The sequence below is a fragment of the Metabacillus idriensis genome (assembly GCF_009674765.1).
In the GTDB taxonomy this organism is placed as follows: domain Bacteria; phylum Bacillota; class Bacilli; order Bacillales; family Bacillaceae; genus Bacillus_P; species Bacillus_P idriensis.
In genome coordinates this window covers 1,670,040-1,682,703 of sequence record NZ_WKKF01000001.1, presented here as the reverse complement: position 1 = coordinate 1,682,703, position 12,664 = coordinate 1,670,040, and the positions used below count along the sequence as shown (strand labels likewise).

The following is a 12,664-nucleotide window of genomic DNA, read 5'->3' as shown; positions in this document are numbered from 1 at the left end:
CTTATCTGTCTGTCGGAGCTAAACGGGCGATTCCGCATTTCGTGTTGTCCAGCTCCATCGCCCAACTCCTCGGCCAGAACGGCTCATCCAGCAAAGGCAAAAAGCGCCTTTACTGGCTGATCCTTATCTGTCTGTCGGAGCTAAACGGGCGATTCCGCATTTCGTATTACTCATAACTGTTCTCAAGTTCTTCCACCAGTATTCCGACGTAGGCGACGGCTTTTCTGATTGCTTCTGGATTTGTCATATCAACGCCTGCATCTTTCAGTAATTCTACTGGTTTTTTGGTTCCACCAGCTTTTAATACACGGATCCAGCGGTCTACTGCCGGTTTTCCTTCTTCTTCAATCATCTGTGAAACCAAGGTTGAAGCTGTCAGTCCCGCTGAATAAGTGTAAGGGTAGAGGCCCATATAATAATGCGGCTGTCTCATCCACGTTAGTGAGGCTCCCGCATCCAGAGTCACAGCGTCACCCCAAAAAGAAGAAAGGACATTCCCTTTAAGATCACACAGCATTTTAGCTGTTAAAGGCTTGCCAATTTCGGCTGCTTCATACACACGGCGCTGGAATTCTCCTTCAAGTAAATGAGTAACGAAATTATGATAATAAGTTCCGAGCAGCTGCAGGATAACCCAGCGTCTCATCCGTTTATCCTGCGTTTTCTTAAGCAAATGCCTTCCAAGAAGCATTTCATTTAATGTGGAAGGAGCTTCAACAAAGTAAGTAGACGGTCTCGTATTCATAATGCGCTGATTTTTATTTGCCATATAAAAATGTCCGGCGTGGCCAAGTTCATGCGCGAGGACAAAGGCGCCTCTCATCGTATCCTGCCATGTAATTAGAATATATGGATGCACACCGTAAGGACTTGAACAGAAGGCACCTGTTGATTTTCCAACATTATCCGCCAAGTCAACCCAGCGTTCTGCTAACGCTTTTTTCATGATTTGCAAATATTCAGGTCCCATAACTTCAAGCGCTTCGAAAATTACATTCCCGGCTTCAGTGTAGGTTGTTTTTGGATTAAATTCTGTATCAAGAGGAGCCTTTAAATCACAAAAATGCATTTCCTCAAGCTTCAGGACTCTTTTTTTCAAGGCAGCAAACCGCCTCATGTGGGGCGCAAGTTCCTTTTGGATAATATCCAGCTGATTATGGTACATTTCTTTTGTGACATGCTGCGGCATCAGCAGCATGTCTGTTACTGAATCATACTTTCTTAAGCGTGATAGTGTGACCTGTTTTTTTACCTCAGTGGCATAGGCAGACGCAAAAGTATTTTTATATTTTTTCAGTGTTTCTGTAAATGACTCGTATGCTTTTCTCCTTACAAATGTATTCGGAGAAAATTCATAGCGGTCTTCATAGAGAGCAAAGGAATTTGGCAGGATATTCCCATTTTCGTCCTCAATTTCCTCAAAATCCATATCAGCAGATTTACTTGTTTGATAGATTCGGTAAGGTGAACCGTGGACTTCCCCTAAGGCTGCCAATACTTCTTCTGTTTCTTCTGACAGCTGATGAGCTTTTGACTGAAGCAAATCATTCAGTTTTCTGCTGAATGCCGCTAATCCGCTTTGCTCTTTTATGTATGCATCAATTGTTCCATCGGGAAGAGACAATAGTTCAGTTTCTATAAAAGATAAATCTGCATTTGTTTTTGAAAGAATGGCGGCAAACCTGGAGTAATTTCCCTGATGCGCAGGATCTGTTCCATCTGCAGATTGCTGCAGGCTTATGTATGAGCCGGCTCTTACAAGTTTTTTTGATAGATTTTCTTCAGCTTGAAGGCATTCTAATAGAGAATCTGCTCCATCTCCGAGTTTTCCTTTATATATTCTGATTTGGGCTGCATCCCGTTCAATAGATGTTAATTCTGACTCCCAATCTTGCTGTGATTCAAACAAATCTTCCAGATTCCACGTCAGTTCTTCAGGCACTTCACTGCGGTTTAAACGTTTTTCAATCGTTTTTTCCAATGGACAATCCCTCCAAATCGAATATTGGTCTTTCGTGTTCCTAAGTAATTATACAACTAGAGGAGAAGTATGAACAGATTATTCTAAATTATTAAAAAACGTTTATACTTTTCAAATAATAGGTTTAATAAATAGAAAGAGCAGGGTATATATGGAGTATGACATTAACCAAACAGGAGGATTTATACAATGACAATCTATAACACAAACCAAAATAATACACTGGGATCACAGACGGCACCAACAGAAATTTCTAAGACTGAGACAAGCATTGCGAAAAAGGGCGCAAATAAAAATAGCAGCAAGCTGGTAAAGGGCATGTTAGTAGGAGCAGCTGTAGGTGGACTGGTTACTCTATTTGACCGCAAAACCCGCAATCAAGTAAAAGACTCAGCTGTCAGTTTGAAAGATTCATCAGTGGATGTCTTTACACAAGTAAAAGAAAACCCGGGTGAAGTCAAAAATCAAATGGTTTCTCAATTTAAAAGTGCTGCAGATTCTTTAAAAGATGCCATCAATGAGGCAAAAAACTTGTATGACCGTTTAAATGAAGATGTGATGGATAACGTGAATGATGTTGTCCAAATTTCAAATGATACACTCTCAACAGCTAAAGACGCACAAAAGGATTTAGCCTCTATTGGGTCTAAAGTAAAAGAAGCAAGCACGGAATTAACTGGCGGAACTGATTCAAATCGTTCTTCATCTACCAAAGCACCGGAAACACCAACGACTCATACATCAATTCCAGGCAGCAATGTCGGGAAATTCTAATAGAGAACGGAGCGGACAATTGTCTGCTCTTTTTTTTTAGTTCTTTTCATAAACTTTGTTGTTTTTATTCTAGATAGTTAAAACGATAAGTGGATAGCAGCGGATAAACTTGATTCCTGCGGGAAATAGAGCAAAATGGGAGACCACACAGGCAACGCCGAGGAGGCTCCCATGCTCCCCGCGGAAAGCAAGTTCCTGGAGGGGAGAGGAACGAACTACATTCATAATCGTAAAACAACAATCTACGCGAACACAGCCTTTTTTTATTATGAACATATCAATCTACACCTAATAGAGTTCAGCATATAGGCAGCTTTCAAAGCAGAAAAATCGGAATTATATGATAAAATAATAGATATTTTATTGAAAGCAGGGATAAGCATGTATTTACCATCTTTTAATCTTGAAAACAAACTCGCGGTTATTACAGGTGCAGGACGTGGAATTGGAAGAGCATTGGCGATTGGTTATGCAGAAGCAGGAGCAGATGTTGTCCTGCTTTCCAGAACAGAAGCAGATCTTCTTGAGGCTGCGGACAAAGTAAAAGCACTGGGCCGAAAAGCTTATCCAATTGTAACGGATATCACGGATAAAGCCAGTATGAATCAGGCATTTGAGCAAATAAAGGATAACAATCTCTCCGTGGATATATTAATCAATAATGCCGGAATGAATATCCGGTCAAAAGCGTTTGATGTAACAGAGGAAGAATGGGAAACGATCATGAATACCAACTTGAAATCTGCTTTTTTTATGTCCCAGCTGGCAGGAGAGATGATGAAGCAGCAGGGTAGTGGCGGCAGAATCATTAATATTTCTTCTGTAGCGGGACAAACCGCATTGCGTACTGGTGTCGTCTATGCCCAGACAAAAGCGGCGATGATTCAAATGACAAAGGTGCTGGCCTTTGAATGGGGGCAGCATAACATTGCCGTCAACTCTATTGGTCCCTGGTATTTTGAAACACCGCTTACTGAAAAAATACTCAGCGATGAAAAATATGTAGCAGATATTTTAGCTGTTACCCCTTTAAAAAGAATCGGCCAGCTTCCTGAGCTAGTCGGACCGGCTGTTTTTTTGGGGTCTGATGCTGCAAGCTACATTACTGGCCAAACGTTATTTGTCGATGGAGGAATGACAATTCAGGGATTTTAAAAAGCTCTATTCGTAAATGTTTTTGCTATTAACCAAAAATTAAAAACCTTAAGTGTATTGTAGCGGATAAACTTGACTCCTGCGGGATATAGAGCAAAATGGGAGACCCCACAGGCAGGCGCCGAGGAGGCTCCCATGCTCCCCGCGGAAAGCAAGTTCCTCTCGCTGCAAGGAACGGACATCATTTATCATGAAAAACAACAATCTATGCGGAAACAGCCAAAAAGAGTAGAGATGCAATTCCATATAAAAAGCAAGCCAGTTATTCCAAATAAGCAGAAAATGCCGAAATACATATGATTTCAAAGGATGATGACTTTATTTTAGAACCTTTGTCGACTTGCAGGAATCCGCTTATGCCCGCCTCGAATGGTATATCAACAAAAAATTAGAAAAGGCGGGGTTTTAAATGGGAAAAACATTAAATATATCAAAGGTTGCATCATTGCTTGGGGAATCTTCTTATATTTTGAAAATGTGGGAACTGGAATTCTCAGCATTTCTTGACATCGAGAGGGATCATAAAAATGCACGAGTGTATTCACCGGAAAATATTGAGATACTGCGAAAAATCAAGCACTTAAAAGACAGTCAGCTTGATCATGAAACGATCGTCCAAATGCTGAATATGAACGGGAAACCAGAGGCTGCTGCCTCAAAGGCTGATCCTGACATTGAACTCTCAGCTAAGAAAAATATAAAAGTTGCGCTCGAGGAAATCTTTAATTTAATTGAAGAAAAAGGAAAACAGGATATTTCGATTTTGGAACTGAAAATGGATCAGCTGGAGCTCACCCTGATAGATGAAATGAAAAGAACAGTTAAGCAGGAGCTAAATACGCATTCCAAAACCCAGCTGAATACTGCGAAAGGTCAATTCACAGCGCTTCAGAATAGGATCAATGAACAATCTAAAATTCAGCTGAGTGCGGTAAAGGGACAATTCTCATCCCTCCAAAATAAGATCAATGAACAATCTTATGCAGAGCGGAGTGCTGCTGAAGGACAATTCAGAGCCCTTCATGATAAGCTTGATGTGATCCATGAAGCGTCAAGCAGTGAAAGGGATATGTATCAAGAAGAGATCAGATACGAGCGGGAGCTTGCGAAGAAGCATATTGAAATCCGCGAGCAAAAATTTCTTGCGTTTGTTCAGCAGCATCAGAAAACAAGAGATGACAGAACTGACCGCAAATATGGCCTTTCAATGCTGAAGCAGTTCATGGGATTCGCTAAATAATAACTTGCCGGAGGATATCCAATGAACTCAAAATTGATTAATCATTTTCTATCACACCGAGCTGTTACTTTGGAGTTAATTTCAAAAATGCAGCATGATAATCCAGAATTTAAACCTGCAGAAACATCTATGACGACAGAAGAACTAATTACTCACATGCTGACTTCGATGTACAAATTTACTGCTGTAGTAAAAGCTGGAAATGCACAGCCTCTCATGCAGGAAGCTGAAATAACGGAGACAAACCTGCTGAAACTTGCTGAGGCTTATACTGAAAAAACGGTGCAGATCCTAGAATCTTTAACAGACGAAGATTTAAATCAAGTCATTGATTTAAAGGATGTATTTGGTTTCAGTGTTCCCGGGTCCGCACTCATTAAAATGGGAATTGAACATGAAGTGAATCATAAAGGAAATCTTTTTGTTTATGCTCGAATGCTTGGACACACAGATCTTCCAATGTATGTTAAGAAGAGCTGAAAGAATGACTGCTGATGATAAGTCAGCAGGCTTTTTTTATTTTTGTAAGAAGCTGACTGGTATTGACATCCTCTTTCTTTTTAAAAAGCAAAGGTATATACTGATGATATGAAAAGGAGGTGAATGCAGCAGATGATCATTGAAATCACCCATGATTTAACCCCATATTTGTCGCTGCTGAGTTTATTCTTTACCGTAGCAGCCATGTTTGCTTTCGGCTACTTGCTGAATCAGTCTTTTAAGAAACATCCGTCATTAAAAACAGTTTTGGAAAAAGAGCAGGATAGCCAATTATCCTCCCAGCGGATGCAAAATGAAACAAATGCCATCTTTTTATGGATGACCAAACAAATGAGACGGTACGATTCAGGTGATGATGTACCATCCGCGATCCTTCTTGGAAGTTTAGCTCAAAATGAAAAACACCAAGGAGGATTTATATGGAAAAGAAAGCTGCATTCATTTCACGGAAAACATTACTTGCACTCACAGGAATTACACTGCTGATTTTACTGAGCGGCTGTCAGCAGGCTAGTGGAAACATTCAGGACATAACAGGACAGACACCAGGTTTTTTTAATCACTATTTTGTTTATCCTTTCTCAGTATTGCTTAAAACGTTTGCAGACTGGTTTCAAGGAAGCTATGGATTCTCGATTATCCTTGTCACTCTGATGATCCGCTTTGTTTTGCTTCCGTTTGCATTAAAGCAATCAAAGGATCAAATGCAAATGAAAGGCAAGATGGCTGGTGCACAGCCGGAATTAAAAGCGCTGCAGGAAAAAATGAAAAAAGCAAAAGATGCAGAGACAAAAACAAAGCTTCAGCAGGAAACGATGAAGATTTATCAAAAGCATAATATAAATCCGCTGGCTGCACTTGGAGGGTGCTTGCCTCTGCTTATTCAGCTGCCTTTCTTAACAGGATTTTATTATGCCATTCAAAGAACACCTGAAATAGCGGAGCATTCATTTTTATGGTTCAATCTTGGCAGTTCTGATATTGCATTGACCCTTTTAGCTGCCGGAATCTATTATATTCAGTCCAGAGTTTCATTAATCGGTCTTGAAGAGGCGCAGAGAAAGCAAATGGCGATGTTCAGCTATCTGTCACCAATCATGATTGGTGTATTTTCTCTGACAGCACCTGCAGCATTGCCGCTTTACTGGACGATCGGCGGAATCTTTGTTATCCTTCAAACCTTGCTGACAAAGAAACTGTTTCAGGCAGAACCAACCTCATTATCAGTTGCTAAATCATAACAACTATGGCCAATTCCAAGTGAATTGGCCTTTTTTGCTGCTTAAAAAAGGATTTGCTGTATCTCAGGCAGAATGTATTACATGACATAGATGAAAACTACTAAAGGAGTTAAGCAGATGAGAGCAGATGTATTTCAACAAACAATCACAAAAGTAATAGATGTAAATCTGTCCTACCTATTAAAACTGCCTTCAGGATATGAGGATGAAACAGGAGAGGCACCGCTCGTTTTGTTTCTGCACGGAGCCGGCGAACGCGGCACAGATCCTGAGCTTGTAAAAACAATTGGTCTGCCGGAGGTGGTTGAAAAAGGGGACTTTCCGTTCATTTTTCTTGCACCGCAATGTCCAATTTCTACTGCAAGGAGATCAAATTGGATTATGGAATTAGATGGAGTGGCTGCACTTCTTAAAGAGGTTATAAAAACGCATCGTGTGGACATGAAACGCATCTATTTAACAGGGATGAGCATGGGGGCTTATGGGGCTTTTGAGCTTGCATCAAGGATGCCTGATCTATTTGCTGCGCTTGCACCGATTTGCGGTGGGGGCTGCCCTGAAAAAGCAGAGCGGCTAAAGGATATTCCGACATGGATCTTTCATGGGGAAAGAGATGATGTCATCCCAATCAGAGAAAGTCTGGATATGGTGAATGCTATTGAAGCTGCGGGAGGAAATGTAAAGTTTACTTCGTATCCTGAAGCAGGACATGATTCATGGACAGATGCCTACAATGATCCTGAGTTTTTTGAATGGCTTTTAAAGCAAAAAAAGTAAATAAAAAAGGAGACGCTGTAAAAACAGTCGTCTCCTTGCGTTTTGAGGCGAAAAACCACATGACCACATTCATGTGTGCGGAAAACCGCGCGTTCTTCGACTTACACAAATCAGCTCATCGCTCTAGTAATATACCATTTATATTATCTGTACACAAGCTTTTTTATTAAAATAAGGCTCTTTTTGTAAACATTGTTGCTTTTAGACTAAATGTTTAAAACCTTAAGTGGATTGTAATGGAAGGAACTTGACTCCTGCTGGAAAATAGAGGGGAATGGGAGACCCCGCAGGCACACAGCCGAGGAGGCTCCCACCCGGACAGCGGAAAGGAACGAACAAAATTTATCATGAAAAATAACAATCTATGCGAACACAGCCTAAAATAAAGACTGATTGGAGGTAAAGCTTTATGAATTTAAAAAAATTCACGAAAGATTTTAAAGAATTCTCATTGGAACATGGCTGGAAAATTGTCATGCATAAAGACCATGAGCTTTTCAGAAGCAAGGATAAATATGCGATTATTGATGCAGAAGATGATGTGCTCTTAAAGTTTTACCTTGAAAATGAGGATGTTGTCTGCTTTAAAAAAACCATTTGGAATTTGGACTGCAAGATAAATAGCGCTACAAAAGTGATTACCGTTTTTAATGAACCGGAAGTTTTTGATGAATAATAATGATTCAATTTTGGGTAATATTTCCTGCTGGACAGAAGCTGAAAATTTGTTGATCCTTTTTAAAAGGCTCTTTTCGTAAATTTTGTTGCTTTTAGACTAAATGTTGTAAACCTTAGTGGATTGCAGCGGAAGGCACTTGACTCCTGCGGGAAAATAGAGGGAAATGGGAGACCCCACAGGCAAAGCCGAGGAGGCTCCCACCCTCCCCGCGGAAAGCAAGTGACTGCAGCAGAAAGGAACGGACATCATTTTTTATCAAACAACAATCTAAGCGAAAACAGCCTTAAAAATACGAATTATGTTGACAAGCTCATGTCTTAGATGTTTAAATTATCTATAAATTAATGGAACGTAACGTTGATGGGAAGCATAGTAATCTTATTGTCACTGTTTTAGAGAGCTGATGGTTGGTGGAAATCAGTACATACAAAAAAGATGAATTTCGGTCCCTGAGTTTTAATTTCGACCTATTGGAAGGGATTAACGGATTGTCCCGATAAAGACTTCAGAGCCGGAGGATCGATTTTATTCTCAACTAGGGTGGTACCGCGATGAAAAGTCGCCCCTATATTTCATAGGGGAGGCTTTTTTGCGTTTTCATTAATAATCGACAGAATTTATGAGAGGTGCAAAATGAAAGAAAATCAGCAGTGGTCTTCAAAACTGGGATTTATTTTGGCTGCAGCAGGATCTGCAATCGGGCTTGGAGCGATTTGGAAGTTTCCTTATATCGCAGGTGTGAGCGGAGGGGGAGCATTCTTTTTTATTTTCCTGCTGTTTACCCTTTTGCTTGGGCTGCCTTTATTGCTGGCAGAATTTGCAATCGGCAGAAGCACCCAAAAGGATGCGATTGAATCCTACAGAGAGATTGCTCCGGGTACAAAATGGTTTTCAATTGGTTATCTTGGGATAATTACATGTTTTATCTTGCTCTCTTTTTATAGTGTCATTGGCGGCTGGATCATTCTATATTTAGTTAAAACGCTGACAGGAGAGTTAAACGGACTGAATCAGCAGCAGTTCGGAGAATTATTCGGAGCTACAATCTCAAACCCGATGCTGAGTGTCGGAGCTCATCTTGTATTTATGATCATCACGATTGCAGTTGTGGCAAAAGGTGTTCAAAAAGGAATTGAACGCACAAGCAAATTTATGATGCCAGTCTTGTTTCTTTTATTTATAGTGTTAATTTTCCGTTCTCTTACACTAGAAGGCGCAATGGAAGGCGTGCAATTTCTTTTTCAGCCTGATTTTTCTAAGTTAACGTCTGAAACAGTTCTCGCTGCTCTGGGACAATCCTTTTTTACTCTTAGTGTAGGTGTTTCTGTTATGGTGACTTACAGCTCATACTTGCCGAAAGAATCAAATTTGCCTCAATCGGCGATATCGATTGTAGGCATGAATATTTTCATCGTCGTTCTCGCCGGATTAGCTATTTTCCCGGCAGTATTTTCTTTCGGACTGAAGCCAGATGCGGGCCCTGTTCTATTATTCAACGTATTGCCGACCGTATTTAATCAAATGGCATTTGGAATGGTATTCTTTGTAGCCTTCCTTCTGCTTTTCTTATTCGCATCATTAACTTCCGCGTTCTCTATGCTTGAAATTATTGTATCTGTGATTTCTAAGGGAGATCCTGATAAACGAATTAAATGGTCCTGGATCATAGGATTGATCATATTCGCAGTTGGAGTGCCATCTGCATTATCATTTGGAATCTGGAGTGACGTAAGTATTTTAGGAAAATCAATTTTTGATGCAGCCGATTATTTAGTCAGCAACATTCTCATGCCAGTCGGCGCCCTGCTTATTTCTATCTTTGTTCCTTTGAAAATAAAAAAATCCATGCTTTACTCAGAACTTTCAAACGGTTCGTCTTTTTCTAAAGGACTTTTTAACACTTGGTTCTTTTTAATGAGATATGTAGCTCCAATCGCTATTTTCCTTGTTTTGCTGGATGTGTTAGGGGTTTGGAAACTGTTGTCCCGTTAAATTAACTCTATCCGGCCGCACCCTCCATATGTTAAAATTGGTAAAATTCAGAATATGGGGGGAGTCATCTTGGAGCACTTATCCTTATTTATCATCATGTCGCTGTTATTAATCTTATTGCCGGGACCTGATACAGCCGTTGCTACCAAAAACACAATCGCAAGCGGCAGAGCAGGTGGTATGAAAACAGTACTTGGGACTTTGACAGCCCTTTTAATTCATACGTTTGCAGCTGTGTTAGGGTTATCAGCACTTATTGTCAAATCAGCTTTTCTCTTTTCCATCCTGAAGTACGCGGGTGCTTGCTATCTAATTTTCTTGGGACTTAAATCTTTATGGACCATAAATAAACAGGCCAGCCTCCAAGACCATGAAGAGCAAAAGTCTGATTCAAAGCGTATCAACTGTTACAGACAGGGATTTTTGACCAATCTCCTTAATCCAAAGGTAGCTGTATTCTTTTTAACTTTTCTCCCGCAATTTTTGGAGCCTGGGTCGAATACATTTACACAGTTTATGATTATGGGATTAACGTACACAATTCTTACTTTTATCTGGTTTATTATTTATATTTACTTGATCCATCAGTTGAGTGCCTTCATGAAAAAGCCTGCTGTGCAAAAGTGGATGGAAGGCGTTACTGGAGCAGTGCTCATTGGATTTGGGATTAAATTAGCGTTTGAGAGAAAGTGAAAAGCATCAGATAAAAGGATCATGTTATTCTTGATAGGAGAATCCGTTTTTAGCGGGTTCTTTTTTCTTTGTCTTAGAGCCACATAATTACTTAGCAGGTTAGGAATATTAATCCATAACTATGAAGAAACAGAGGGACGGAAATGCCTAAATTAGTTGCTTCTGCTAAAATATCTGAATCACTGGCTGTCAGCCAATCTTGGATAAGTGAGAAACTCGGAAACAGTTCAGATCTGAAATTTAAAAAAGTTGAAAACAATGGATATTCTTTTTTGGCCGTTTATATCACCACGATTGTTGAAAGCAATCAACTGGAAGATTTTATTCTTCCTTCGCTTGCATCATTTGACCCTGAAAAAGCAAAGGCTGCTGATGACACATCAGACTTTCTTCTAAATCATGTTATTGCTTTAAAGGCGACCAGAAGAATAACGGATATGAATCTTGCCGTTAATGAATTGCTCATGGGGAATAAATACTGTTATCTTTATAGAAGGCCAAACTAGCTGCATTGTAGCTGGAACGGACAAGTTTCCTGAGCGGAGTATTTCAAATCCCAAGGCACAGCGGACATTGAAAGGACCTGACATAGGTTTCAATGAAGATATTTCTTCGAATACAGCGCTTATCAGAAAAATTATTAAAGATCCAACACTAAGGATTGAGTCTCCGGATTATATCAATTCCAATACCAAAATTTCCATTGTTTACATGGAAGGGAAAGCCGATAAGGAAATTTTAAAAGAACTGAAAGAAAAATTATCATCTATAAAAATGGATGTAATCCTTGATTCCAATTATCTAGAAGAAACCCTGACAAGCTCATCAAGTTCCATCTTTCCGCTAACCCTTTCGACCGACAGGCCGGACGTTGTCTGCAGTGAAGTTCTCGAGGGCAGGATTGCTCTCATTGTTGATGGATCGCCATTTGTTGTTACACTGCCAACCGTATTTGTCCAGTTGTTTCAGTCACCTGACGATTACTACTTTCTTACTAAAAAAATATTTGTGAAACGGTTTTCCAGGATTTTAATATACAGCTTTGCAATCTTGCTTCCAGCTTTATACATCGCATTCACCATTTATCATCCGGGGCTGATTCCAACGAATCTGCTTGTAGGAATCGTTACACAGAGGGAACTTGTGCCGGCTCCTACTGTCGTGGAAACCGTCGTGTTTTATTTCCTGATTTTAATTATTACAGAAAGCTCACTTAGACTTCCTCAATCTGTTGTATTTACAGTCACTGTTTTTGCGGCGATCGTTCTGGGCCAATCTGCTGTGGAAGCTTACCTAGTTCAGCCATTTACTCTTGTTGTCTTAAGTGCATCTTACATTTTTTCAAGCATTATACCGGTCTATACACTTGCCCCCGTTTCACAAAAGCTGACAATCATCTTTATGTTTTTGGCATCCATTCTTGGATTCTTTGGAATCATTGCGGGAATTTTGTATTACTTGCTGCAGCTGTCCTCCTCAAGATCATTCGGCGTGCCTTATCTGGCACCGTTTGCCCCCTTTAAGCTGGAAGACCAAAAGGATGCTGCAGTCAGGCTGCCTATTTATGAACAGCTGAATAATAAGAAAACCTTTACGAAGGAAGAAAAAGACCGCCTGAAAAATGATTAGGG

General features: G+C 40.2%; 14 protein-coding genes and 1 other annotated feature. Of the genes, 13 read left to right on the top strand and 1 reads right to left on the bottom strand.

The window, feature by feature from the left end; translation table 11 throughout:
• Positions 1–166: 166 nt before the first annotated feature.
• A complete protein-coding gene (gene pepF / locus GJU41_RS08350; protein WP_154318283.1) occupies positions 167–1,981 on the bottom strand; it encodes an oligoendopeptidase F in 1,815 nt (604 codons plus the stop codon).
• A gap of 189 nt (positions 1,982–2,170) precedes the next feature.
• Between pepF and GJU41_RS08345 the strand changes: the two genes are divergently transcribed.
• The 13 genes from GJU41_RS08345 to GJU41_RS08285 all read left to right on the top strand — a co-directional run bounded on the left by GJU41_RS08345 (position 2,171) and on the right by GJU41_RS08285 (position 12,662).
• A complete protein-coding gene (locus GJU41_RS08345) occupies positions 2,171–2,755 on the top strand; it encodes a YtxH domain-containing protein (RefSeq protein WP_070877525.1) in 585 nt (194 codons plus the stop codon).
• A 381-nt stretch (positions 2,756–3,136) separates the two neighbouring features.
• On the top strand, positions 3,137–3,910 hold the full coding sequence (locus GJU41_RS08340; protein ID WP_154318282.1) for an SDR family NAD(P)-dependent oxidoreductase: 774 nt from the start codon (positions 3,137–3,139) through the stop codon (positions 3,908–3,910).
• A gap of 135 nt (positions 3,911–4,045) precedes the next feature.
• Positions 4,046–4,210, top strand: a complete 165-nt coding sequence (locus GJU41_RS08335) for a hypothetical protein (RefSeq protein ID WP_154318281.1) — start codon at positions 4,046–4,048, stop codon at positions 4,208–4,210.
• Positions 4,211–4,319: 109 nt separating this feature from the next.
• Complete coding sequence (locus tag GJU41_RS08330) at positions 4,320–5,150, top strand: helix-turn-helix domain-containing protein (RefSeq protein ID WP_070877522.1); 831 nt, start codon at positions 4,320–4,322, stop codon at positions 5,148–5,150.
• Positions 5,151–5,171: 21 nt separating this feature from the next.
• On the top strand, positions 5,172–5,630 hold the full coding sequence (locus GJU41_RS08325) for a DinB family protein (RefSeq protein ID WP_154318280.1): 459 nt from the start codon (positions 5,172–5,174) through the stop codon (positions 5,628–5,630).
• Positions 5,631–5,753: 123 nt separating this feature from the next.
• Positions 5,754–6,137, top strand: coding sequence for a hypothetical protein (locus tag GJU41_RS08320; protein WP_070877520.1), 384 nt, complete (start codon positions 5,754–5,756; stop codon positions 6,135–6,137).
• Positions 6,071–6,892, top strand: a complete 822-nt coding sequence (yidC, locus tag GJU41_RS08315; RefSeq protein ID WP_070877519.1) for a membrane protein insertase YidC — start codon at positions 6,071–6,073, stop codon at positions 6,890–6,892. The genes GJU41_RS08320 and yidC overlap by 67 nt, the downstream gene beginning before the upstream one ends.
• Before the next feature lie 117 nt (positions 6,893–7,009).
• Positions 7,010–7,669, top strand: a complete 660-nt coding sequence (locus tag GJU41_RS08310) for a carboxylesterase family protein (protein ID WP_070877518.1) — start codon at positions 7,010–7,012, stop codon at positions 7,667–7,669.
• Positions 7,670–8,078: 409 nt separating this feature from the next.
• Positions 8,079–8,345, top strand: coding sequence for a hypothetical protein (locus GJU41_RS08305; RefSeq protein ID WP_070877517.1), 267 nt, complete (start codon positions 8,079–8,081; stop codon positions 8,343–8,345).
• Positions 8,346–8,696: 351 nt separating this feature from the next.
• Positions 8,697–8,918 (top strand) — a binding site (T-box leader).
• A 63-nt stretch (positions 8,919–8,981) separates the two neighbouring features.
• Positions 8,982–10,340 (top strand): sodium-dependent transporter, encoded by a 1,359-nt coding sequence (locus GJU41_RS08300; protein WP_154318279.1) that lies wholly within the window; start codon positions 8,982–8,984, stop codon positions 10,338–10,340.
• A 69-nt stretch (positions 10,341–10,409) separates the two neighbouring features.
• A complete protein-coding gene (locus GJU41_RS08295) occupies positions 10,410–11,033 on the top strand; it encodes a LysE family translocator (protein WP_154318278.1) in 624 nt (207 codons plus the stop codon).
• Between the two features lie 143 nt (positions 11,034–11,176).
• The gene (locus GJU41_RS08290; protein ID WP_154318277.1) at positions 11,177–11,539 is read left to right on the top strand and encodes a spore germination protein; all 363 of its coding nucleotides are present in this window, start codon (positions 11,177–11,179) and stop codon (positions 11,537–11,539) included.
• Entirely contained in the window at positions 11,487–12,662 is a 1,176-nt protein-coding gene (locus GJU41_RS08285) for a spore germination protein (RefSeq protein WP_154318276.1), read from the top strand. The genes GJU41_RS08290 and GJU41_RS08285 overlap by 53 nt, the downstream gene beginning before the upstream one ends.
• Positions 12,663–12,664: the final 2 nt, after the last annotated feature.